Origin of the sequence: Streptococcus sp. CF8-6 (assembly GCF_024295845.1) — a bacterium.
GTDB classification, from domain to species: domain Bacteria; phylum Bacillota; class Bacilli; order Lactobacillales; family Streptococcaceae; genus Streptococcus; species Streptococcus oralis_BO.
In genome coordinates this window covers 64,966-90,677 of record NZ_JANCOF010000005.1, presented here as the reverse complement: position 1 = coordinate 90,677, position 25,712 = coordinate 64,966, and the positions used below count along the sequence as shown (strand labels likewise).

Genomic DNA, 25,712 nt, shown 5'->3' with positions numbered 1-25,712 from the left:
AACTCGTCCTCCTTATAGATGGTAATTCTTTAATTTAATAAATGTAGGCAGTAACATACAATCTACTTTCTCAATTAAACAGAGGATGTCGTCAAGAATAGAAAAAATATAAAATCTATCTTGAAATATAGTTACAAAATAGGTATCAAATCCCTTCGCTTTTAAACTTCTGTATTCAAATAGTGAGTGGAAATCATAATTTAACGCGCTTACAATAATATCATCCGAATTATCTGTCTCGAGTATATCAATCAGCTCAAACGAATATGGAAAAAATAATAAAAGGTTTTTCTGTTTTTCAAGCATTTTCAACACTTTTATGATATCTCTTTCAATACCATACTTTCTAATATTTAAAAAGTTTTCCCCTAATCGAGTGAGCTCTGATATATCTCTTGTTCGGAATGCAACATGAATCTGAGTAGCTTTTACTTCACCGAATTTCTTTTTACTTTCATGAATACCAATTATACCATCGCCATAATTGCTAATGCCCGGAGAAAACAAATGACTAGCTTGTAATCTAGTGCTAGATGATAATAATTTAAAGTCTATTTCATAATTTTTCGATATTGCATCACATTGACCATTATTTTCATTTAACGGTTTAGAGAAAGGAGATTGCCCTTTATCTTTGAAATGAGATGACTTATTAAGTAGCTCTAGTAAATAGTTCTCATAATTACAGTCGGGCTCTCCATCAACAAAATTTTTAATAATAGTAGCTGGTGGTAACAATTTGAATTGTATACGTGGGTCAATATTAGGGTTTAAATTTTCTTCCATAAAAATTCCTCCAGTTTATTATAACATTAACATCTTAAAATTTTTACACTTAATACACTTACAACAAATAATTTCTTTGTTCACTAGCTTATGCTACCACCTACCCTTTAGTAACAACTATGGATACCTTATGTATTAGAGTATTTTGTACTATTATGGTATAATAAAATACAAACATCTTTACCTTTCATTTATATAATTAAAAAGGAATAATTATGCCTGAAACAAATAAATATCAGTACTGTATAAGCAACAATGAAATACTTGAACTTCACGTACTAGAAGAGGAATTCTATAGAAACAAACAAGCAACAAGAGACAGATACAGAGGTCAACTACTATGTCCTGGGTGTAAACAAGTACGATTATCTATAAAAGAGAATAGTAATGGAATTTACCTTGCTGCTTACCCCAACTCTGTTCATACAGAAAATTGTGAGTACTTACTTAAACCTGCTGCTAGAAGAGAATTAAGAGTATTCTATGATCAAATTGCTCCTGACAGAGCTGAACAAATGTTAGAACGTATTTTAGATGATAGAATAATTGTGGTAAATCTACCTCAAAATCAAAATCCTAATGATGATGTTGATGTTGATGAAGGTGATGATGAAAATTACGAATTGACAAATGAAAATGGTATTAGAAAATACTTGCCTCGAAGATCATTACAGTTAAGAAAAATGGAAGAATCTGACCATCTTGTAATGTATTATGGAGAATGCAGATTGTTTCTAGTGCAAGATAAGTGGAACAACTTCTACCTAAGAATTTTTCGAAATGATGAAACTAGGTATTATCTATGTAGTTTAAAAATTCCAAAAATTGTTTTCAATCATTTATCGGATGAATTAAACTTTATTCCTTGCGAGCAAGATTTCGATGTAAATAATTCTAAGGAAAAATCTGTTCCTGCTAGAATAGCTTTTATCTCTGAAATCGAAAAAAAATTATCGTATTTTAATGGGAAAATAATTCATTCTAAGCTATTAAAAGTAATCCAACTATAAATTAAACTCCTTCATAAAATCCTGTAGCAACTATTCTTATAGTTGCTATTTTACTGATTATAAATAACAATAATATGAATTATCTAAGTATGGTATAATAGTAACAAAAACAGTATTGTAAGCTTTTGGTTGGCTACTATTTAAATAATAGTTTATCTTTCAAAACGGAGAAATAAAATGACTTTTGATAACCTAGTACATCAGATTAATGAACTTGCTGAAACGCAACGTGATAGAGGAACATACTTTGAGTATTTAGCACGTGCCTATTTTCAAAATGAACCAACATACCAGAATGAGTTTAAGAATGTATGGATGCTAGCAGATGTTCCAGAGGAATTTGGGGTACCCAAAGTTGATCTAGGAGTGGATTTAGTTGCTGAAAAGTATACTGGTGAATTGGTAGCGATTCAGGCAAAGTTCTATAATCATACAATACAAAAGTCTAATATTGATTCTTTTTTAGGGGAACTTGGGAAAGACTATTATGAATCAGGTATTATCGTTGCTTCTACTGATAAATGGGGCAAAAATGCTGAGAAAGCTCTAGCAGACCGAAGTGATGTTATTCGTATTGGGCTTTCGGATCTTAGAAATTCTCAAATTGATTGGTCAAAATTCTCTTTTGAATCACCAGAAATAGTCACTGTTAAAGCTAAAAAGAAACTAAGATATTATCAAGAAAGTGCGATCCAGTCTGCATTGAATCATTTTAAGGAAAATGATCGTGGACAACTTATAATGGCTCCAGGAACAGGTAAGACTTTTACAAGTTTAAAAATTGCTGAAGCAATGGCGAAGGAAGCTAAAAAAGAACAGTATACTATTCTTTATTTAGTACCAAGTATTCAACTTCTTACCCAAACATTGAGAGGGTGGAATAATGATACAGAGATGACTATGTCTTCAATGGCAGTTACTAGTGATAGAAATGCTAGTCGTGGAAGTGTCAAGCAGGATGAATCAAATATAACAATTAAAGCTAGTGATATAGGTTATCCGGCAACAACTTCATCAAAAAAAGTTGTTGAAAATTATTTAGAATTAATGGATAGACCTAAAAAAGAGCTGTTAGTTGTATTCGGAACATATCAGTCAATTGATGTTCTTGGAAAGGCTCGAAAGGAAGGATTCCCAGAATTTGATTTAATTATTGCAGATGAAGCTCACCGAACTACAGGAGCAAAAGCTTTGGGAGATGAAGCATCAGCATTTACAAAAGTACACAGTAATTTAAATGTCAAAGGGATTAAGCGCCTTTACCAAACAGCAACACCAAAATTATATGGTACTGATACTAAGAAAAAAGCTGAAGAAAATTCAATCGTTATTTCTAGTATGGATGATGAAAGCCTATATGGTAGTGTATTCTATCGTTTAGGTTTTGGGGATGCCATTAGTCATGATATTCTTACTGACTATAAGCTGATGGTGCTAGCGGTAGATGAAACAGTTGTTCAGAAAGATATGCAAAAATCTCTTGCTGATTCAGAGAATGGGCTGAATATTGATGATGTAGGACGTATCATTGGTGTTTGGAATGGAATGATTAAGCGTGAAAGTTTTGCAGATAAAGTTTCTGGAGAACCGATGAAAAGAGCTATAGCCTTCTCACGAACCATTGAAGATAGTAAGCGTCTATCACAACAGTTTGAGAATGTTGTAAATGACTATCTAAATAGTGATGAAGGGTACTCTGTTAATGTTCGTCATGTTGATGGTAGCATGAATGCCCTTGAGAAAAATGAGGCATTAGATTGGTTAGCAAGCGATGATATACCTGAAGATTCAGCACGTATTTTATCAAATGTTCGCTTCCTAACTGAAGGAATTGATGTTCCTAACCTAGACGCGATTATCTTCCTTTCACCTCGCAAATCACAGGTAGATATCGTTCAAGCGGTAGGACGAATCATTCGTAAATTTGAAAGTAAAGAATATGGGTACATAATTCTACCAATTGTAGTTCCTGCTGGTGAAACACCTGAAACAATTCTTGATAACAATAAAACTTACGATGTTATTTGGCAGGTATTAAACGCTTTACGATCAGTAGATGAACGTTTTGAGGCTACAGTTAATAAATTGGAATTAAATAAACAAAAACCCAAAAATATCCAAGTTATTGGGGTTGGTGGTGCACCAGACGATCCTAATTTCAATGATAGTTATGTGAAAGAGCCAATAGTTGCTTACCAAACAGAACTTGAACTTGAATGGGAAGCTGTCGAGGGAGCAATTTATGGCAAGATTGTTCAAAAAGTGGGGGACAGACGCTACTTAGAAGACTGGTCAAAAGATGTAGCTGACATTGCTAGACGTCACATTCAAGGAATTGAGTTCATCTTAGAACAAAATCCAGATAGTCAATCTGCTTTTGATAAATTTTTGCATAGTTTGCAGCACAATATCAATGAATCCATTGATCAAAATCAAGCCATCGAGATGTTGGCACAACACTTGATTACTTTGCCAATTTTTGATGCACTTTTTGGTGAGTACAGCTTTGTTAAGAATAATCCAGTAAGTTCAGCGATGGAACTAATTGTAGAAGAACTATCACAATTTGGTTTTGAAAAAGAGCAGAAAGAATTGCAACCATTTTATGATTCAGTTCGACTACGAGCAGAAGGAATTGACAACGCTCAAGCCAAGCAGAAAATCATTATTACTCTATACGATAAATTCTTTTCTACCGGTTTCAAACCAACCACAGAAAGATTAGGTATTGTCTTCACTCCCGTAGAAGTTGTAGATTTTATTGTCAAATCAGTCGATGTAGTCTTGAGGAAGCACTTTGGTAAGACTTTAGCGAGTGAAAATGTTCATATTTTAGATCCATTTACTGGAACCGGAACATTTATCACTAGAACGTTGCATTATTTGAAATCACTGATGGATAGTGGTGAAATTACTTTCAATGATATTTTAAGAAAATATACTCAAGAACTGCATGCAAATGAGATAGTTCTCTTAAGTTATTACATTGCTGCTATTAATATTGAAGCTGTATTTGATGAATTTAATGGTGATGAACCGTATAAACCATTTGAAGGAATTGTATTAACAGATACCTTTGAATCAACAGAAACAGAAGATACGCTTGATGACTCTTTCTTTGGTACAAATGACAAACGTCTAAAACGCCAGCAAGAAAAACCAATTACTGCCATCATTGGTAATCCACCATATTCGATTGGACAAAACAGTCAAAATGACAATAACCAAAATATCTCGTATCCAAAATTAGATAAACGCTTAGCAGATACTTATGTAGCTAAATCTAATGCAGTGCTCACAAAAGGACTATATGATTCTTATGTAAAAGCATTTCGTTGGGCTTCAGATCGCCTTAAAAATCAAGGAGTGATTGGGTTTGTGACGAATGGCAACTATCTTAATACCAATTCAGCGGATGGCTTGCGAGCGGGACTTTATGAAGAATATAATCATCTTTATATCTTTAATCTCCGTGGTGACCAGAGAACACTAGGAGAACAATCCCGAAGAGAAGGCGGGAAAATCTTTGGTTCGGGTAGTCGTACTCCTGTTGCAATTTCAATTCTAGTAAAAGATGGCTCAGATAGTCATAAACTTCACTATCATGATATTGGTGATTATTTATCACAAAAGGAAAAACTAGCAATTATTTCTGGATTTGGCGATGTTTCGCAACTAGATTGGCAAGAGATTATTCCTGATGAAAACAACGATTGGCTCAATCAAAGAGATCCGAATTATCAGAAATATGCTAGTTTAGCAGGAGAGTCTACTTCTGTGTTCAATAATAATTCAATGGGGATATTGACTAGTAGGGATGCTTGGGTCTATGCCTATTCAAAAGAGAAAGTAGCTCAAAATACAGAAAGACTTGTTCAAAATTATAATAATGAGTTGAAACGTTTGAAAAGTATTCCAGTTAATGAACGAAAGGATTTGCTGAATAGAAAATCTGATTATATCAACTGGTCACGTAAACTTGAAAGGTTTGCTGTAAATGATATTGAACTAGAATACCATCAAAGTCATTTAAAACTTAGCCTTTATAGGCCGTTTACTAAGAAATGGGTCTATCATGATAAGGCGCTTAATGAAGAAGCCCGTCTTTACTACAATAAATTCGGTCAGGATAATCTCGTCATCAATACAACAGGTCGGGGAGCTACACGAGATTTCTCACCGTTGGTAGTTGATTGCATCCCGAGTAATGATTTTATGGAAAAGGGTCAAGGTTTTATGCGTTATGACAACGAAGTTGATGAAACTTCATTGTTCCAAAATAATGATAACTTGAATCAAGAATTTGCTGATAAGCTGGGATTAAATTTAGATGATACCTTTGCTTATGTCTATGGGTTGCTAAACTCTAAAGAATACCAAGAGAAGTATGCTAACGATTTGAAGAAAGACCTCGCAAGAATTCCTATTGCACAAAATAAAGAGAGATATGTTGAAGTTGGTAGGGCTTTGATGGATCTACACCTCAACTATGAAGAAGTCCCTGTTTATGATGGAGTAGAGATTACACCGTTCGTTAATCCAAGTTACAAAGTAACTAAGATGAGATTTGCTAAAAAGCGTGATGAAAAAGGAAAATCGGTGAATGACTTATCCACAATTATATTTAACAGCGACATCACCATTAGTAATATTCCTGAAAAAGCGTATGAATATATTGTGAATGGACGCTCTGCTATTGAATGGATTATCGATCAGTATCAAGTTAAAACTGATAAAAAATCAGGAATTACAGATGACCCAAACGACTATAGTGAGGATGAAAAATATATCTTCAATTTACTATTAAGAATCATCAATGTATCTGTCCAAACAGTTGATTTAATTAATAGTTTGCCTAAATTTGAGGTGGAGGAGTAAAATATTATGGATATCACGAAACTAATGTCGGTTTTCAATTTTTCGCTTTTACTCGTTTTTCTGGTTTTCTACGAAAGGCATAAAAATAACGAAAGATTAAAAAATCCATTTTATAAAATGATAGAAAGAATTTTAAGTAAATATTATTCAGGATATTTTTTAAGGTTTAATGACTTAAAATACTATCCTAAATTAAAACTAATCTATAGTGATTTGATATGCCAATTATATAACGAGGGTATTTATCAAGAGACTTTAGAATCGTATGTTAAATCGAAGGAAAAAAGTACATTTACTCTGATGTCATTTTTAACTTTATTGGGAGCCTATTTAGGAGGGCTTCAATTAGAAAATCTAATTTCCATTATTAATATTCTTAAAGAAAAAATTTATGAAATAATTCCCTCTTTTAGTAACGATATTTTAATTTCGTTATTAATTGTGCTTCTATTAATGTTTGGTCTTTTTGCTATTTTTACTCTTATATTATATGGTTCCAATAGTATTGTAGAAAAATATAGCCTCAAGAAACAGGGGAAGCGTATTATAAAGGATGTATTAGAATTTTCTAAAAATAATAAGGGTATAACAAAAAATTTAAATTCAGATAATATAATCTTTACGGATCAAAATATTTATTTTTTGGATATTAGAATAATTCGAACAAAGAAAAAATATATAATTTATTTTCCTAAAGAAGTTATATCATCACTAGGTAAGAGCGAATGGGTTATAGAACATTCAGATGATGTTATTGGAATTCCTCATATAATTTTAAATAATAATGAATATGTTTTTGTGTTTAAAAAAAGCGCAGATAAATTGTCCATAAATCTGAATAAGATTAACCCTGTGGCTGCTTATCCTATATCTGAAATGGATCTACAAAAGTTAAGGATAATATTTCAAATCCTATTTCTAGGTGCTGATATGGAATATAGTAGACAAAATTTTGTATTACGATGGCTTAATAGCATTGTATCAATATCAAAGACTAATGGCAGAGGGGCAAAGGCAAGAACAATTTTTGCGAGTATAATTTTATTTGTGCTTTTTATGGGTGTCTTTGGACTGATTATTTTCATTTTACCGTTCTTCGGAACTTGGTATTTCTACATTTTACTTTTGTTTTTTATTCTTTTTTATCTGGCACTTATTTTTGTAAAAAAAATGTTTAGTTAAAGTGTATAAATACTAATCGATAATAGGGATGAAAAGATTAGACTAACATAATGTATTATTCCTTGATGGACAAAAATGAATAATTTCTCCGTTCCGGTGTAGTATTGTATTTTATATACAAAATTGAATTATAAAAACTGTATGATTAAATCTGCAGTTTTTTAGTTATGTAAATTTATTTGACGTTTAGAATACATCGTTCCGCTCAAATCCTGGAGTGTATAAGAAATAATTAAGCATGTATTGCTACTATATCCGACGTTTTAGATGGTCTATCACTTTGCCATTGTATTTGCCAAATTATTTTTTTCTTTAAAATTTTTCATAATTTAATTATATCTCAAATAATTTAAGTGGTTTTGAAAACTCCTTATCTTAACCTACCTAAACCATCTATGTTCGATTTTGTCTATCATAGTTTTACTTTTCATATTCTGTGGTTTAAAATAGAATAAAAGGCAAGCTTTTAAAATTATTTTATGAAAGGATATGACAATATGGATCTACCAGTTGAGCAGATTTTAGCAAGGAGGATATCACAGAATTTTTCTAATTGTTTAAAAAAATCAAGATATAAAAGAAGCACCTTTCCTGGGAATAACTCAGATTTAAAGAGAATTGAAGAAGACGATAGAATTATTGAATATAAATATAAAAATGGGAAAATGACAACGTCAAGTATTATAACTGAAGGGTTTATTCAATCTTGTATAGAAATTTTTAAATGTGATAAAATTGATTTTATATTTGGTGGAGAAGAGGAATTAGAAAGTTTATTATATCTAATATTTTATAGCGCTTCTAGACTTGCTTTTATACATGATCTAGATGCAGGGAGAAAAGGTCCGAAACCTAGAATTAGAGCGAAAAATAAACGGGATATAATGTTGCAAAAAAGTTTATGCAACCTTTTCTCATTTTCTGCAGAGTATTGTACAAAGAGGCAAAATCTTGCAGATTTAAAGATCTCAGAAATGCATTTTTACGAATATGTTGACCGAGAAATAAGATTCTTTGGTCAAAATTTTGTACCAATTAATGCCATTCTAAATAATGATAATTTTGAAGATTTATTCTATATATCTATTCCTTTCAATGAAATTTTCAGATTCTTTTGGGCATTCATAAAAGACAAATTTACACTATCGTTTAAGCATAAAATCATTAAATATTTAGTAACAGTTCCTCCCGGTTCTAAAGAAAAGCCTATAAAATTTCATGAGGTAAGCCAGAGAATTAATGATTGGTTATATGAAGATGTAGCAAATATTATAATTCCTGATGTGATTAGTAGACTTGAAAATAATCAGATATTTTCATTAGGACTCATAGTGAAAAATTTACTTGATGCTAGAAGTAGATTATTTAAAGATTATTCAAATGCTCAACAGGACTCAATAATAAACGCAGAAATAGTGAAAACATCATTTATTAATGTAGAGGAGTTTGAAGAACAATTTATTTCAGAAGAAGAAATACGTTGCGGAGATTTATATAGTAAAATAAATGAAGTAAATAAAAGTGGGCATGATTTGAGAATTGACTATCGGATAGAGAATAACAAAAGAGCGATTAATTTCTTTGCGAAAAATATTTTGCAAGATATTGAAGCACTTTGTGAATCTCTGACTAGTATTCAAAAAACTTTTTTAAATACAGTCTCTATTGAAATGGAAGAAACAATTTTAAATATATAGTGAGAGGCTCTAATTAGTCTTTTAAAAGGAGAGGATGTGTTTCCTCTCCTTTTCGTATGTAATTATAATTTTTATTTTTGAAATTTCGTTAGGAAGTTCGTTAGAACGAACGATTTTTTTTAACGAATATCATAATTTTTAAAAAAAGTATTTAGGCTATAATAGTCTTGTCGGATGAATGAGCTCATATTTGACAATAATTTTAAAATAAAATTTAAAAGAGGTAAATCAGATGAAAACACGAAACCGTAAAAACGGCTATTCAGCCAACACAGCTAAACAATATGTAGATCAAAAACAAGCGATTCACTGCTTGAGTACTGAATTTGAAGCACAAATCAAGTTTGAAGATGGTCAACCAACTGGTGAGATTATCGGCCACAAAGCCTGGTTCACTCAAAAAGGTTTGCCACCATTCCAAGTCAAATTCGAATCTGAAGTTGCTCTTCCAGCATATTTAGCGATGGTTGATTTTGACAACCTTGAAGCTTGCGAAGTTGGTTACAATGTCTATTTCCGTGCTAATAATCTTAAAGAGGTTAAATAATGACTGATAAAGAGCTTGCTCAATACTTGCTCCAAGCTCTAAATATGGGACTTGGCAGTATTATGCAGGGAGAGACTAGCTACACTAATAGTTTTGATATTAAAATCCTGCAAGAAGGTTTTATGTTTATACCGAGACTACCATCGGGCTATATCATTGACGATGAACTTTATCAGAAGATTTTTCTGATTGCTAATGCTGCTCTCTATCCACGATATACAGTTCTCAAACAGAACTCTGCTTACTTTCTTTCTCTTGAAACTGATGATATCCACGTTCAAAGAGGATTATTTTTCCCTTGGAAATTAGGTATCTCTGAACGCTTAATAATTCCTGATTTAGATGAATTAGTAGGCAATCAAAAAGGGTATTTTATTCCAATCATGAAAAATCTTACTCTTGATTACAACAAAGTAACTTCGATGGCTATTGCAGGAAACAGTGGTTCTGGTAAGTCTTATGCTCTAACCTATTTTCTTAGCTTACTAAAAAATATTTCGGACTTGATTATTGTAGATCCAAAATTTGATACACCTTCCAGGTGGGCACGTGAAAATGGGATTGCAGTTTTTCATCCTCAGCGTAATCGCTCTAAGTCAGATTTTGTATCAGAAATTAATGAAAATCTAAGTTCAAGTTTGAATCTTATTCAAGAACGCCAAGAGATTCTATATGAAAATCCTGAGGAAGAATTTAAGCATTTAACAATTGTAATAGATGAAGTTCTAGCTCTTTCAGAAGGTGTCAATAAAACGATAAAAGAATCTTTCTTTTCCCTCTTATCCCAAATTGCTCTGCTAGGGCGAGCGACTAGGGTTCACCTTCTATTAGTTAGCCAACGTTTTGATCATAATACAATTCCGATTTCTGTTCGTGAGCAATTAAACGTACTAATCCAGATTGGAAATATCAATAAGAAAACAACACAATTTTTGTTCCCAGACTTGGATCCAGAAGGTATTGTTATCCCGATAGGGAAAGGTACAGGATTAATTCAAATCATTGATAATGAGCATCCATATCAAGTTCTTCCCTTGCTATGTCCAACGTATTACACTAAGAAAGGTATTTTATGATTGTTAAAACAAATTTCTTTCAAAGAACATTTAATATCACAGTTATCCTTCTAACCTATAGCTTGCTTTTCCTTTTAATTACATTAGGATTTAAACTCCTATATGATTTGATGGAAAATATTCAAAGTACATACTTATCTAATCTGTTTGCAACTATACGATATTGGATAAGTCAAGGTGAGTACTATACAAAAATCCTATCTATCCTCTTATCGTTAATTTCAGTAGCACTCATAATAATAGAGTTACTTCTGCGTTCTCTTTATGATACACCTGTCAACTACTTTAAATCTGCATATCAAACAATTCGACTAGCACAGTTTTTACGACAAGATGAGAATTCTCAACTAGCATTTTCAATTGATAACTCTTCTACTGTGACAAGGTTCAATCCTATTTTAAGAAAATTCAATAGAGCAACATCTAAGTGCGTTGTTGATGTAAGAAAAGATTCTGTGACGATTGTGATTAAGTATCCAAAGACGCAACAGGCTCAGAAATTATTGAGAGATATGGAAGCCTATATCAAAGAAGAAATTTCTAGTCGCAATCCAGACTATTATTTCTCTGCACCAGACAGGAAAGGAAATAAACTATGGTTTAAATCTACCAAGAGATACTAGTGGCAGTACTCGGTTCACGTAGTGAAGACCGAAAGTGCTGCCTTATCATAAAATCTAATTGACAGAACCAATGGGGTTACTACGACCCCCATTGGTTCAATAATCAATAATCACATGAATTGCAAAAACTTGGAAATTCTAATTGAAAGGAGGTATTCATGCCCAAAGATAAACGTTCGAATAAGTGGGCATTCCTGATTTATCAAGAAAGCGCGCCGGAAAATTATTTAGACGTCCTTGAAGAAATGCATATTCCATTTGTCCTGAGCCCTTGGCATGACAAAGACATCAACAAAGAAACTGGAGAATTTAAAAAAGCACACAAACACGGAGTTCTATTTTTCGAATCACTTAAAAGCTATACGCAGGTATCAGAGTTACTAACTGAGAAACTCAACACACCTTCTCACGTAGAAGTTGTCATGTCACCAAAAGGAATGTACGATTATTTCATACACGCAGAGAATCCTGATAAAACACTCTACAATATCGATGAAATTGAATCAGGTTGTGGTTTTGAATTGGAGCAATTTCTAATCACTAACAATAACGAACAATTTCTTTCAACTGTGATTGATATTATCGAAGTTCACAACTTTACTGAGTTTAACAATCTTGTTAGATATGCACGAGTTGAAAATCCTTCGCTGTTGAATCTCATCATTGATAAGACGTACTTTTTCGCAAAGTATCTGGATTCGCGTAGACACTCAAGTCATAGAAAAGGGAGTGAAAAATGACGAATAATGAACTCATAAAATTAAATCAAATTGAGCAGATTTTGAATTGTTTGCTAGCTTTGATGCAGAAACAAGAAAATACTCAAAAACATGTAAGTATACTTACTCAAAAAGAGCTGCTCTCGGTACTGAAAATTTCACCAAATACGTTGAAGTCTTGGGAGAAGACCGGACTAAGGCGTCTTGAACCACCGATTGAGGGAACTAGAACAGTGTTTTATAGAATAGAGGATGTACTGACCTATTTAACTCCTTGATTCTAAAAAAATGTGCTAAAATAGTAATATCACATAGAATAATGTGAGGTTGTTATTTTAGCCTTTTATATATATCCGAACGTGAAAGGCTACTATGCAGAAAGAAACTATCATTCACAACAATCGAAAAGTCATTAAAACTACCAAAAATAATGGAACTATTAGCTATACGCAACGTGGGGTGTATATTGGTGTAGATGTTAAGACTGGAAAAAAAGTTACATCATCTATAACTGCTAAAACTCTGAAAAGTCTGGACAGGAAAATCATTCAAGCTCGGATTGATTTTGAAGCAAAGGGATCAACTCTAAAAGAAACTTTGTTGATTAATAACTTCGAGGAATTAGCAGAAGCCTGGTTTGTCAGTTTTGTAACTTGGGTGACTTCTCAGAATACGATTAATCGAGTTCGAAGCTATCTTGACACCTATCTCATCCCTAAGTTTGGAGAATATAGGCCTGAAGAGATAAAATCTGCAGATATTCAGATTTAGGTTAATAAATTAGCCCAACAATCTAAAAAATCTGTTGAATCCGGTGTAAAGAAATCCAAAAAGGGACACGCAAAAGATTTCGGTGCAGTTATCTATAAACTCAGTGATATTTTCAATTATGGGATTACGAATTTCGAACTTTCTCATAATCCAGCTCGGACGGTAAAAAACCCTCCGAAACCGAAGGTGGTAAAGGAGAGAATCATGGTATTGCATGGAGAAGACTTGGCTACTTGGCTGAACTATCTTGATACTCTTCCTGATACTCGAGCAAATCGAAGATTTAAGGTTATCTGCGATACGTTACTAGCTTCTGCGCTTAGAATTAATGAGCTTCTTGCTTTAACGATTCATGATCTTGATTTTGATTCCAATGAAATTATCGTCAATAAAACGCTAATGTAGAAAGCTGGAGATAAGAAACTTGGAATCAAGGGTGAGATGATTTGCAAGAGCAGTGCTAAAACTGATGCTGGTAACAGGAGAGTTGCAGTTCCGAGACAAGTTTTGGATGACTTGAAAGCTTTTCATGCTGAGATGAGTGATTACTTTGTGAGTCATGATTTACCAACTGTGGACCTAATTTTCCCAACAATTTACGGTAACTATATGTGTGATAGAAATGAACGTGCAACGCTTAAAAAGCGTTTGACTGAGTTGGGACTGCCAAACTATGGCTTCCACCTTTTCCGTCATACACATGCTTCTTTGATGCTGAATGCTGGTGCAAACTGGAAAGAGCTCCAGATAAGAATGGGCCATAAGTCGATCAAAACGACAATGGACACTTATGCTGAATTAGCACCGAAAAAGAAGGCAGAAGCAGTTGAAATCTACCTCAAAGAAATTGCAAAATTGACGGCATAGCAAAATGACTACATTTATGACTACATTTTCTATAGAATAATCTAAAAACATTGATATGACGGTGTTTAAAGGGTGCTAAAATAACATTCACAACCTTTACAGAAGTTAAATAAGCATTCAATACGAATCAATACAGAAGAAAAACGCTGATTTCAAGCGTTTTTTCTTTTTGTCAAATGCGATATATTGCACTGTATTTCAATTCAAACTCTACCTTTTTCTCTACCTTTTTTCTTAAGACCTGGTTTGACAAGATTGGATCTCAGGTAATTCATAAATAGCTTTATATCAAACTTTAGCAGACTTATACTGCTTTTTTATTTGATAAATTGTAAAATATAGTGCAACAAAAAAACTCATAGCGTTTCATTGGTGTAAACTGTAAGTAACCACACAAACAGAAACCGAGGAAAAACTATGAGCTACTCCCATCTTACCATAACCCACCGAAAAAAGATAGAAGCTTACTTGGAATTAGGTTTGAAACCTTGCCAAATTGACGTCCATAAGTCTACCATTTCAAGAGAGTTAAGACGATGCCAAAATGCTTATTCCGCAGTCTTAGCACAGGAACAGTACAACAACAGGGCTAAGCAAAAAGGTCGGAAGTATTGTTTAACACCAAAGTTGAAAAAGGAAATTGAGGACGGGTTAAAATCCTCCTGGACGCCTGAACAGATTTGGGGTCGCTATCAGCTTGAACAAAAGCCAATGGTAGCCTTTAAAACCATCTATAACTGGCTCTATGCTGGTTTGCTTGATTTGGATTTAAGCGCCCTTCGTCGTAAAGAGATTCGGAATCGTAAAACTTTTGGCCATTGGGAGCTTGATACTGTAGTGTCTCCCAGAGGAAAAAGCAAGGGATGTTCAGCGACTTTTCTAGAGCGAAAAACTCGTTTTTACTTAGCTTTCAAGATACCAGATAGAACAGCCAAAGCCATGTTTTCAGCCAACGAACAACTTTGTAAGCTATTTCCAAAAAAGACTCTTAAAACCTTTACTTCAGACAGGGGAAAAGAGTTCGCCTGCTATCCTCTGGTAGAGAATTTAGGAATTTCCTTTTTCTTTGCGGACGCCTATTCATCCTGGCAGAGAGGAAGCAATGAAAACGCAAATGGCTTACTAAGAGAATATTTCCCAAAGAAAACAGATTTAGCTGCTATATCTGATGAGGCTTTGAACAAGGCCTTATATGATATTAATCACCGACCACGAAAATGTTTAGCTTACAGAACTGCTTATGAAGCTCTAGTGGATGAGTTAGAGTAAATATTGCGCTTATTCTTGCAATTTATCCTAAAGAATAATCCCGCAAAACAAGTCAGGATACCCCCCAAGCCTAAATCACCTCAAAACCGAATTCAAGTTCTACATGAAAAAGATATCGCTATATGGTTGAATTACTTAGATACGCTCCCAAACTCAAGAGCTAACAGGCGCTTTAAACTTATTTGTAATACTCTTTTAGCTTCTGCCTTACGAATTAATGAACTATTAGCATTGGAAGTTGATGACTTACTTTTCGAATCATCAGAAATCAACGTAAATAAAACTCTTATGTGGAGGAGAGCAGACAAAACTTTAGGTACTAAAGGTAAGGTTATTTGTAAAAATTCTGCGAAAACTGATTCAGGAAATCGCAAAGTATCAGTACCTATTACCATTATTCAAGAACTTAAAGATTTTAACAATGAAATGAATAATTACTTTGAAAAACATGGGCTTCCAAAATCTAAGTTGATATTCCCACTATCTATGGAAATTACATGACTGATCGAAATGAGCGAGCTACTCTTATTAAACGATTAAAAGAGCTAGGTTTACATGATTATCGTTTTCACTTATTCCGCCATACTCATGCATCTTTAATGCTCAACTCTGGAGCAAATTGGAAAGAATTGCAAGAACGTATGTTTCACAGATCTATTTCAACCACAATGGATATCTATGCGGAATTAGATCCTAACCGAAAAAATGAAGCAGTCGATATTTTAATAGAACGACTTGCACAAATCAAAAAAACTAATTAGAGACTATTATATTTAGATATAATAAAACACCTTAAAATTAATGCAAAATTTTATATTACTACTATAAAATTTTAGACATACAAAGATCCATAGATGCTTTATTGGTAAGATTAATTTTATAACATTATTACAGTTAAAAAACTACTCATAATAGTTTAGAATTTTTTCAAAAAAGGCCTTAATGGTTGAATTATCTAATCTTTAACAGTATAATAGAGGTAGTAGCTTTATCAGGAGGTTCTATGCTACAATATAGTGGGTGGCACGGCACCACCAATAAAAGTAAAAAAAAGATCCTATCTGCTGGTTTTTCTTATAAAAAATATAAACCTGGTATTAATAAACAGAGACATCCGAACGACTTGGGTAACGGTGTTTACTTTTTTCTGCCTTTTAATAACGATACTGGCAAAACTATTGCTTCTGCTTATGTAGCAAAGTATAAGTCATTTGAACTAAGCAAACCTGGGGTTAAGCCTGAATTAGTTAACGCCAAAATCACTATAAAATCTATAGACAATATTTTTATTTTGGATGAACCAACAAACCAAAGTATATTAGATGAATATCGACAAAAGGCATATATTGAAATTGAACGTGAGATTGCAAGTATTTCAGATAGCGGAGCCAAAAATAGAGCTACTCTTCTTAACCAAAATCAAGGGTTAATTATTGAACTACTACTTGATTTAGCGTCTCAGTATGGAAAGAATTTTGAAGCCGTACAGTCCAAAACATATACTGATATTTCATTTTTACCAGTAATTAACGGTAAGAATGGAGAAGAAATTTGTATACGTGATTTAAATTGTATCACAAACATTTTATAAATAAGGAGGCTTTTATGAGTTTATTATCAAACTTTTTAGGAACTGAAGAATTTTCTTTGATGGATTCTCCAATGTTCCAAGAATTAGTTGAAAATATTAAGGCCAACAAAATCTATTCAGTAAACAATGAATTTGATTATTATTTGAATATGTTAGGAAGTCCTAAAAAATATAAAGATGAAATACATTTTACCTCTCAATTAGATAATCAAAATGATTTTTATGATTTGAATTATATAAATAAAGTAGATGCAATGTCTAAATATATTATAAAAAACAAGAAATCATGTTTTTCATATTTCCCAATAGATTCTGAAAACTTAATTACAACAAAAGAAAGTAGTGAGGTGGCAGCTTAATGTCCTCTTTACAATTTAAAGATTATTTTTTAAATGAAGTATCATATCGAAGAAATCCTAGTTTTGATCAAACAAATAGTACTATTAATTTAAAACCTGAATTATCTGCTCAGATTTTAATAAGAAAGTCTGAAAACCTTGCTTACGTTAACTTAATAACAAAGCAAGGAAATATGTCTTCAGATGATTCTGCTTTTGAGCTTATTGTAGATATTGTAGGAGAATTTTCGTTTATATACGACAAAACAGAATTTGATATTAGTTTTGAAACTTTTCTTAAAGAGAATGGTTTAGCAATTCTTTGGTCCTATATTCGGCCTATCGTATCTGATATGATCACTCGTGGTAATGAGTTCCCAAACTTCCTATTACCTGTCATTAACATTAAAAAAATGCTTGAAGAAAAAGATTCAATCAAGTTAACATACGAATAAAAATAGTGTAATGTTTTTCAAAGATCCAATGACGTGCTTTTTCTACTTTAATGTACATTTAGAAGGTATTTAGAGAAATAGAAAAATAAATAAGTAAAAATTGTGATGAAAATAAATACGCCCGAGGAGTTTTGTATTATAGTGATGCCAGTTAAAACTCTACCTTTTTTTATTAGACTGTTATAAAGTCTGTCAGAATAAGCTTTGTAAGCATATAAGTTAACTTTTACAGAGGTTAAGTAAGCACACCTACCTCAAAACGCCTTACTGGGCGTTTTTTGCTTTATTGATTAGCGATTTATAGCCCTTCAGGAGAGATTTATGGCATTTTATCTTTGGATGTTTCCTCTACTTTTTATCTTTCACGATATGGAAGAAATTATCGGTCTTGTCCCTTGGATTCATCTCAACGAAACCTTACTGGTCCAAAAGGCTCCAGCTATTCTCAAGATTCACAAAGGAATTACAACAGAGGGATTTGCCCTTGCTGTTTTTGAGGAGTTTATTCTTGTCTTATCCATCACTTTATTAGCGTATTTTACTCAATCTAGAGCGCTCGAATTAGTTTGGTTAGGAGGATTTGTGGCCTTTGCACTTCATCTCTTGCTCCATATTGGACAATCAATCTTTCTTCGCAAGTATATCCCTGCTCTAATCACTTCTATCCTTTGTTTTCCTGTCAGTGCTTATTTTATTACAGACATTGTACATTTGTGGCGGGTTTCGACTAGCGAATTTTTCCTATTTTCACTGGTCGGTTCAGGAATCGTCATCATCAATCTTCTCTTTGCTCTCTGGCTTGGGAAAAAGTATTCCGCCTGGCTTACCCATAACCATTAACAAAAGTTCCTTGCAATTTTATTTTGCAGGGAATTTTCTTATCCTCCTTCACAGTTAAGAAGTGTTCTATAGTTTTTTAAGACAAAACAAAAAGCCCACTGTTGTAGGCTTTCTATATCACATATCCTAAAATTAAAGCATTTTGTTGTAGAATTCAACGACAAGTGCTTCGTTGATTTCTGGGTTGATTTCGTCGCGTTCTGGCAAGCGAGTCAATGAACCTTCCAATTTCTCAGCATCGAATGATACGAATGCTGGACGTCCAAGAGTAGCTTCTACTGCTTCAAGGATTGCTGGAACTTTCAATGATTTCTCACGAACTGAGATCACTTGGCCTGGAGTTACGCGGTATGATGGGATATCAACGCGTTTTCCGTCAACAAGGATGTGACCGTGGTTTACGAATTGACGAGCTTGACGACGAGTAGTCGCAAGACCAAGACGGTAAACAACGTTATCCAAACGACGTTCCAAAAGAAGCATGAAGTTGAAACCTAGGATTCCGCCTTTGATTTTTGTAGCTTGTACGAACAAGTTACGGAATTGTTTTTCACCTACACCGTAAGTGAAACGAAGTTTTTGTTTTTCAGCCAATTGCAAACCGTATTCTGACAATTTAGAACGGTTGTTTGGTCCGTGTTGTCCTGGTACGTAGTTACGACGTGCCAATTCTTTACCTGTACCTGTAAGTGAAAGGCCAAGGCGACGAGCTTGTTTCCAAGATGGTCCTGTATAACGTGACATGTGTATGTCCTCCTGATATAAATAATATTTCGGTGGAAATAGTCACTTAGAAAGCCCTGATTCGTGCAGATGCCCTTCGCCTAAACAGCCAAGGTTACTTGTCATAAGACACCTGTTGACGAGCTTCATGCTTTCCTGCTGCTATTTCACACAAAGGCTATTGTACCATGAAAAGCTAGATTTGTAAAGGGATTTTACACCTTTATTTCAAATTGAGTCTGAATGTAAACTTGCTTCCTAAGCCATATTGACTTTCTGCTGTGATTTCGCCACCAAGCTGATGAGCTAGTTCTCGTGCAATCGCAAGTCCTAATCCATGCCCACCTGTCTTCATATTGCGCGAAGTTTCTACACGATAAAGCCGTTTAAAGATCTTTTCCAAATCCTCAGGAAGGATCCCCTGACCCTCGTCTTTCACACTGATTGTCAGCTCTTGTTCTTTTAATTGGGCAAGAACCTCGATTCTGGTTCCTGGTTCTGAATATTTAAAGGCATTGTTTAACAAATTGACCAGAATGCGAGAAAGTTTGTCAGAATGGCTCTTGATTTTCGCCGACTCAGGTGATACTTGAATGTAAACATCCCGCTCCTCTTGTTCAATCTGGAGTTGAAATTCACTCATTGACTCAATCAGCAACTGATCTAAAAAGACCTCTTCGACTTCTTCATCAGCAATTTCTTGAGGTTGTGTGTTAAGAGTCAAAACATCCAATTCCTCTACTAGCTTGTTTAGACGCTCAGTTTGCCGACCAATTGTGGCTAAGTAGTGGAGCCGCTCCTCTTCCTTAATCACTCCATCTAGAATTCCCTCCACAGTAACCTGAATGGAGGTAATGGGAGTTTTAATATCGTGAGAGAGCTGCGCAATCATCATTCTCTTTTCTTGCTCGCTCTCATCAAGTGATTGAAAGGTGGCTTGCAAATTGTGGGACATGTCATTAAAAGCCTGGCCCAGCTCTTGAAATTCTAATGGGCCCTTGGTTTCGATTTCTGTGCTGAAATCCTTGCTTGCTATATCCTGAGCTTGTTTTTTCAAATGTTTCAGAGAAGAGAACACAGGCGACAAAAGAAAGATGCTCACTGCAGCGCCAATGAAACTAGCAATCAAGGTCATTCCAACTAGAAAGTAAACTTCACTTTTCTCAATCAACATTCGTTGGACTGCCCAGAAAACGACCAAAATCGTTAGTAGAGTCGACACTAGATACCCCACTAAAATATAGTTTTTTAATTTCATTTTCTACCTCTTGGTTTTTCCATCTTATAGCCCAAACCCCAGACAGTTTTGATAGCAGGAGCATTTGAATTTGTATACTTGGTCAACTCTTGCCTCAAAGCATGGATATGAACATTGAGTGTATTGGTATCATCCACATAGTCCTCTTGCCATACCTTCTCGTAAAGTTCCGTCTTTGAAAAGACTCTCTCAGGATTGCTGGCTAATACCCATAGAAGTTCAAAGGATTTTACTGTCAATTCCAAAGGTTGCTCCCCAATGCGAACCTCATGAGTCACATGGTTGATTACCAAGTCTCCAAACTCGATCTGTTCTGTCTCTCCTCCACGGCTAAGGCGACGCAAGATATTATTCACTCTTAAAACCAATTCGCGTGGGCTAAAGGGTTTGACTATAAAATCATCTGCTCCCAAACTTAATCCATAAATCTTATCCTGTTCGCTTGTCTTAGCAGTTGTAAAGAGGAAGGGTTGATCCGGAGCGATATACTGAACTTCACTGATAAAATCATAACCGTCCATGTTGGGCATCATGATATCTGTGATAATGAGATCGATAGATTTTTTTCTGAAAAGTTCTAATCCCTCCTTACCATCATGGGCGACCAAAACATCGTAACCTGCCTGTAAAAGATAGCGGTTTTGAATATCTAGAATATCTATCTCATCATCAACCAGCAAAATTGTCTTTTTCATCTGACGCTCCTTCGATAAAAACAGTGTTATACTTGCTTTAGTATAACACTATTTTCCCTAATGTTTAAGTGATTTGAATCTTAATCTTCTCGTTTGGTTGTCAAACCCAAAAGTCCAACAAGACCTGCCAAGGCTAGACCAAAGATACCAAGGCCAGCTGTAGCCGTTTTAGCTTCCCCAGTATTTGGTAGCATCGCTTTATCATCTTTTTTCATCATATTAGCCATTGGGCTAGAAGCTGGTTGATCTACTTTCATATCTGACATATGGTGATTTGTACCCATCATACCCTCAGTCGTACCTGTAGAGCCTGTTTCAGAAGGCTTCGTATTCATCTGACCTTGTTGCGATGGTATTGCCGCCATTTCTTTTCCACGAAGCTGAATCGTTACTTGACGAGTAGCAATCAGATTGGTCAAATCAGGTTTGCCGTCTTTAGCGCCATAGACTTTAACAGTAGCTAGGTATGTATGGGTTCCGTTAGCTCGAAGTTGATCCAGCAGGGCTTGTCCTTCTTTGCCTGTCGTGTTGCCATTCAAATCCACTTCGTAGAAATATTGGCCTTTAGCCAAGCCTTCAAGTGGCAATAGAGCGGGATTTTTAGCCGTTCCGTTGTCTGACCATGGGGCTTTGTCTGAGGCTTTTAATAAGAGGCGAGTCAACATACCATCTCCACCAAAAGCTTCGTATGGAATAACTTGGTTGACACCGGCCAAGAAAGGTCCAGGAACCTTAACCTTATCAAGGTAGCTAGCTGGAACATCAATCATGTCTTTGACATTGTTAACAACAGACTCTTTAACCTGACTTGGTGTGGTCAAGCCATTCAAATTAACAGTCAAATCTTTAGTCGCTACCAGATTAGTTAAGTCAGGCTTGCCGTCTTTTGCACCGTACACCTTGATAGTAGCCTTATAGCTTTGAGTTCCATTTTGTTTCAAGAGGTCAAGCAACTCTTTGTCAGATTTTCCTTGGGTGTCTGCCAAGTCTACTTCATAGAAGTAAAGGCCTTTGCCCAATTTCTCTACTGGTGGGAGAGCAGGATTTTTAGCTGTTCCATTGTCTGACCATGGAGCCTTATCAGATGCTTTCAAGATAAGGCGAGTCAACATGCCATCACCAGCGAAGAATTCGTATGGAATGACTTGGTTGACACCAGCTGTAAATGGTCCTGGGAAATTGGCTTTGTCAAGGTAGCTAGCTGGGACATCTACTGTATCTTTGGTGTTGTCGGCCACACCTTTTTGCACTTCAGCTGGAGTGGTCAAGCCATTCAAATTAACAGTCAAATCTTTAGTTGCTACCAGATTAGTCAAGTCAGGTTTGCCGTCTTTTGCACCGTACACCTTGATGGTTGCCTTATAGCTTTGTGTACCATTTTGTTTCAAAAGGTCAAGAAGCTCTTTATCAGATTTTCCTTGGGTGCCTGCTAAATCCACTTCGTAAAAGTAAAGACCTTTGCCCAATTTCTCTACTGGTGGGAGAGCTGAATTTTTAGCTGAGCCGTTGTCTGACCATGGAGCCTTATCAGATGCTTTCAAGATCAGGCGAGTCAACATGCCGTCACCAGCGAAGAATTCGTATGGAATGACTTGATTGACACCAGCTGTAAATGGTCCTGGGAAATTGGCTTTGTCAAGGTAACTAGCTGGGACATCTACTGTATCTTTGGTGTTGTCAGCCACACCATTTTGCACTTCAGCTGGGGTGGTCGCTGGTTGCGCTTCACTGGCTTCACGGTCTTGTCCAGAAACTGTAGACGCAGAACTTTCCACAGGTTTAACTGCATCTTCTGTTTGTTTCTTAGAGTCAGGTTGTGTTTGTACTTCTTCTTTTGGCGCTACTGCAGGCTCTTTAGCAGTTGCGTCCGCTTTTTCTGAAGAGCTTGTAGTATCCAAGCTTGCTTTAGGTGCTGAGTCTGCTTGTTCTGAAGGAAGAGCTACATCGACTGCTTTTTTGAGAACCTCTGCTGGTAAGTCGTTCTTTTCACTCACCGAAGCAGCGTCTGGCACGACTTGGGCAGGAGTCGGATTGACGACATCAGCACGTGCAGAACTTGGTTGACCGACTAGGACAAAGAAGCCACTAGCCACAACAACTGAAGCAACACCGACACTGAGACGGCGAATAGACCAACGAGTATATCTCTGATTTGGATTGAATTTCATAGGATTCTCCTTAGAGTTTTCTTTTTTTGATGACTCTAGTATAATCTCCTAAAATTAAAAAGGATTAAGAAAAAGTTAAAATTTTTCTTAAATCCCTCTTATAAAATACTTATATTGACTCGTTAATTGTTGAAAAGAGAATACCCTTCCTCTCCTACTCACTCAGTTCAGCCAGGGTGTCCAAATGTTGGTTATTAATGACGGCCATGATGTAGGCATCTGCCTGCAAGAGGTCATTGGGTCCGAATTGGACATCCAGAGGAGCATTTTCGTAGGCACGAAAGCCAAGTACGTTGAGATTGTATCGCCCACGTAAATCTAGCTGACTGAGGCTTTTACCTACCCATGATTGGGGGATTTTCATCTCGACAATCGATACATTCTTGTCCAGCTGAAAGACGTCTACACTGTTATGAAAGAGGATGGTCTGTGCCAATGAGCGCCCCATTTCAAACTCTGGTGAGATGACTGCGTCCGCGCCAATTTTTTCTAGAACCTTTTTAGCTGTATGACTTTTGACCTTGGCAATAACAGTCGGCACTCCTAGACTCTTGCAGTGCATAACCGCGAGAACACTGGACTCCAGATTTTCACCCGTTGCGACAACTACGGTATCACAGGTGTCAATCCCCGCTGATAGAAGGAGTTCTTCATCCGTGATATCTCCAACTACCCCACGCGCCAGCACAGGTTCAAATTGATTAATGCGTTCCTCATGGTCATCAATAGCAATGATATTCATGTCATGCTTGGCTAGGGCAGCCAAAACACTGCTCCCAAAAATTCCCAAGCCTAAAATTCCAATTGTCCGATCTGACATCGTTTTTCCTTTCTTACCCAATGGTGATATCTGCTTTCATATAGTGAATCGTATCTTTCTTGTCTGGCTGGTATTCCGCTACACTGACCAGTAGTGTCAAGGGACCAATACGGCCGATAAACATCAGCAACATAACGATGCTGAGGGCTATCTTGCCTAGCTCTGGTGTTAAATTTGCCGTCACCCCAACTGTCGCAAGGGCTGAAATGGTCTCAAACATGAGGTAGATGAAGCGCGGATTTCCCTCTGCTGTTATCCCTAGTAGGATCAAGCCCAGCAAGAATGTTAGCAAGAAGATAATAAAGACACTGAAAGATTTTTGCACAGTTCGGGGTTCAATGGTTCTCCGAGCCACATTGGCATGAGGCAAACCCAATAGTTCGCTACGAGCAAAGACCAACAGGACAAAGAAGGTCGTAATCTTGAGCCCCCCTGCTGTCCCTCCAGGTGCCCCGCCCAGAAACATCTGTAGGATGTAGATCAGTAAGGTAACTGGTCGAGCCTGAGTGTAGTCAATGGAAGCAAAGCCTGCCGTTCTCATGCTGACGGTCTGGAAGAAACTAACCAGCAATTTCTCTGGAGCGCTGAGATTTCCAATCGTTCCAGGATTCTTCCACTCAATTAAGAGAGTCGATACGGTTCCAAAGAGCAGAATTCCCGCTGTTAAAAATAGAACCAACTTGGTATGGAAACGCAGACGGCGTTTTTTCTTTTTCCCAATCTGGGTCGCTAGGTCAAACCAGACCATAAATCCTAGACCACCCGTGATAATCAATCCTGCAATTACTAGATTGATCAAGGGGTCCGTTTGAAAAGCTACCAAACTCGTACTTCCAAAATTATCAAATCCAGCATTACAGAAAGCTGAAACAGCCAAAAAGATAGAGGTTAACATCCCTCGGCTCCAGCCAAATTCAGGAATGAAGCGGAAACTCAGGAGAAAGGCACCAATCCCTTCCACCAAAAAAGTCGTCAGAAAGATCGAGCGGATGAAATCCTTTAGAGACTGGGTTTCTCCATAACTGAAACTTTCTTGAATGGTCTCCCGGCCACGAAGACTGAGCTTTTGCTTGCCTTGGATATAAAAGATTCCGATAAAGGTCATGAGCCCCAAACCACCAATCTGGATCAAGAGCATACAGATCAACTGGCCCCAGATATTGTAGGTAGAAGCCACTGACTGGGTAAAGAGCCCTGTCACACAGACCATGGACACCGTTGTAAAGAGATGATCAAAGTAGGTCGCTTGTGACGTTGTTGCTTGCACAAAAGGGAGGCTTAAAAGGAGCGAACCCAAGAAGATAACTAGGGCAAAACTTAAAAAGATACGACGGGCTGGTGATAATCGAACCAGAGTCGTCTTGATTTTTTCCAAAAAAGATTTGAATAACATAGCTAC

The 25,712-nt window shown here is 35.7% G+C and carries 21 protein-coding genes and 2 pseudogenes; 16 read left to right on the top strand and 7 right to left on the bottom strand.

What is annotated here, in order from left to right; all coding sequences use genetic code 11:
* Positions 1-12 precede the first annotated feature (12 nt).
* Positions 13-786, bottom strand: coding sequence for a hypothetical protein (locus NML69_RS08240; RefSeq protein ID WP_254726295.1), 774 nt, complete (start codon positions 784-786; stop codon positions 13-15).
* Positions 787-1,001: 215 nt separating this feature from the next.
* Here NML69_RS08240 and NML69_RS08235 point away from each other — a divergent pair, with 215 nt between their 5' ends.
* The 16 genes and pseudogenes from NML69_RS08235 to NML69_RS08160 all read left to right on the top strand — a co-directional run bounded on the left by NML69_RS08235 (position 1,002) and on the right by NML69_RS08160 (position 18,649).
* On the top strand, positions 1,002-1,796 hold the full coding sequence (locus NML69_RS08235) for a hypothetical protein (RefSeq protein WP_198458967.1): 795 nt from the start codon (positions 1,002-1,004) through the stop codon (positions 1,794-1,796).
* Between the two features lie 177 nt (positions 1,797-1,973).
* Entirely contained in the window at positions 1,974-6,674 is a 4,701-nt protein-coding gene (locus NML69_RS08230) for a type ISP restriction/modification enzyme (protein ID WP_254726293.1), read from the top strand.
* A 6-nt stretch (positions 6,675-6,680) separates the two neighbouring features.
* Positions 6,681-7,856 carry a hypothetical protein gene (locus NML69_RS08225; protein WP_254726291.1) on the top strand — a complete coding sequence of 392 codons (1,176 nt, stop codon included), beginning with the start codon at positions 6,681-6,683 and terminating at the stop codon, positions 7,854-7,856.
* Between the two features lie 497 nt (positions 7,857-8,353).
* Complete coding sequence (locus NML69_RS08220; protein WP_198458969.1) at positions 8,354-9,553, top strand: hypothetical protein; 1,200 nt, start codon at positions 8,354-8,356, stop codon at positions 9,551-9,553.
* Between the two features lie 232 nt (positions 9,554-9,785).
* On the top strand, positions 9,786-10,100 hold the full coding sequence (locus NML69_RS08215; protein WP_198458970.1) for a hypothetical protein: 315 nt from the start codon (positions 9,786-9,788) through the stop codon (positions 10,098-10,100).
* On the top strand, positions 10,100-11,176 hold the full coding sequence (locus NML69_RS08210; RefSeq protein ID WP_198458971.1) for a cell division protein FtsK: 1,077 nt from the start codon (positions 10,100-10,102) through the stop codon (positions 11,174-11,176). Before NML69_RS08215 ends, NML69_RS08210 begins: the two co-directional genes overlap by 1 nt.
* Positions 11,173-11,799 (top strand): hypothetical protein, encoded by a 627-nt coding sequence (locus tag NML69_RS08205; protein WP_198458972.1) that lies wholly within the window; start codon positions 11,173-11,175, stop codon positions 11,797-11,799. Before NML69_RS08210 ends, NML69_RS08205 begins: the two co-directional genes overlap by 4 nt.
* Positions 11,800-11,957: 158 nt before the next feature.
* A complete protein-coding gene (locus NML69_RS08200; RefSeq protein WP_084925272.1) occupies positions 11,958-12,539 on the top strand; it encodes a replication protein in 582 nt (193 codons plus the stop codon).
* Entirely contained in the window at positions 12,536-12,796 is a 261-nt protein-coding gene (locus NML69_RS08195) for an AlpA family transcriptional regulator (protein ID WP_198458973.1), read from the top strand. The genes NML69_RS08200 and NML69_RS08195 overlap by 4 nt, the downstream gene beginning before the upstream one ends.
* A gap of 94 nt (positions 12,797-12,890) precedes the next feature.
* A pseudogene (locus tag NML69_RS08190) lies at positions 12,891-14,156 on the top strand (tyrosine-type recombinase/integrase).
* 417 nt (positions 14,157-14,573) lie between these two features.
* Positions 14,574-15,425, top strand: a complete 852-nt coding sequence (locus tag NML69_RS08185) for an IS30 family transposase (RefSeq protein ID WP_254726289.1) — start codon at positions 14,574-14,576, stop codon at positions 15,423-15,425.
* 51 nt (positions 15,426-15,476) lie between these two features.
* Positions 15,477-16,186: pseudogene (locus NML69_RS08180) on the top strand (tyrosine-type recombinase/integrase); the annotation flags it as partial.
* 242 nt (positions 16,187-16,428) lie between these two features.
* The gene (locus NML69_RS08175) at positions 16,429-17,016 is read left to right on the top strand and encodes a hypothetical protein (protein WP_254726287.1); all 588 of its coding nucleotides are present in this window, start codon (positions 16,429-16,431) and stop codon (positions 17,014-17,016) included.
* Between the two features lie 14 nt (positions 17,017-17,030).
* Positions 17,031-17,375: a hypothetical protein gene (locus NML69_RS08170; RefSeq protein ID WP_254726285.1), complete on the top strand. Its 345-nt coding sequence runs from the start codon at positions 17,031-17,033 to the stop codon at positions 17,373-17,375.
* Entirely contained in the window at positions 17,375-17,809 is a 435-nt protein-coding gene (locus tag NML69_RS08165) for a protein-export chaperone SecB (RefSeq protein WP_254726283.1), read from the top strand. Before NML69_RS08170 ends, NML69_RS08165 begins: the two co-directional genes overlap by 1 nt.
* 321 nt (positions 17,810-18,130) lie before the next feature.
* Positions 18,131-18,649, top strand: a complete 519-nt coding sequence (locus NML69_RS08160) for an HXXEE domain-containing protein (RefSeq protein ID WP_254726281.1) — start codon at positions 18,131-18,133, stop codon at positions 18,647-18,649.
* A 132-nt stretch (positions 18,650-18,781) separates the two neighbouring features.
* Here NML69_RS08160 and rpsD read toward each other — a convergent pair whose 3' ends face one another.
* The 6 genes from rpsD to NML69_RS08130 all read right to left on the bottom strand — a co-directional run bounded on the left by rpsD (position 18,782) and on the right by NML69_RS08130 (position 25,706).
* Complete coding sequence (rpsD, locus tag NML69_RS08155) at positions 18,782-19,393, bottom strand: 30S ribosomal protein S4 (protein ID WP_000092756.1); 612 nt, start codon at positions 19,391-19,393, stop codon at positions 18,782-18,784.
* A gap of 202 nt (positions 19,394-19,595) precedes the next feature.
* A complete protein-coding gene (locus NML69_RS08150; protein WP_254726279.1) occupies positions 19,596-20,630 on the bottom strand; it encodes a cell wall metabolism sensor histidine kinase WalK in 1,035 nt (344 codons plus the stop codon).
* Positions 20,627-21,325 carry a response regulator transcription factor gene (locus NML69_RS08145; protein ID WP_254726277.1) on the bottom strand — a complete coding sequence of 233 codons (699 nt, stop codon included), beginning with the start codon at positions 21,323-21,325 and terminating at the stop codon, positions 20,627-20,629. Before NML69_RS08145 ends, NML69_RS08150 begins: the two co-directional genes overlap by 4 nt.
* Positions 21,326-21,405: 80 nt before the next feature.
* On the bottom strand, positions 21,406-23,493 hold the full coding sequence (locus NML69_RS08140) for a fibronectin-binding SSURE repeat-containing protein (protein ID WP_254726275.1): 2,088 nt from the start codon (positions 23,491-23,493) through the stop codon (positions 21,406-21,408).
* A gap of 154 nt (positions 23,494-23,647) precedes the next feature.
* Positions 23,648-24,313, bottom strand: coding sequence for a TrkA family potassium uptake protein (locus NML69_RS08135; protein ID WP_038806509.1), 666 nt, complete (start codon positions 24,311-24,313; stop codon positions 23,648-23,650).
* A gap of 13 nt (positions 24,314-24,326) precedes the next feature.
* A complete protein-coding gene (locus tag NML69_RS08130) occupies positions 24,327-25,706 on the bottom strand; it encodes a TrkH family potassium uptake protein (RefSeq protein ID WP_254726273.1) in 1,380 nt (459 codons plus the stop codon).
* Positions 25,707-25,712: the final 6 nt, after the last annotated feature.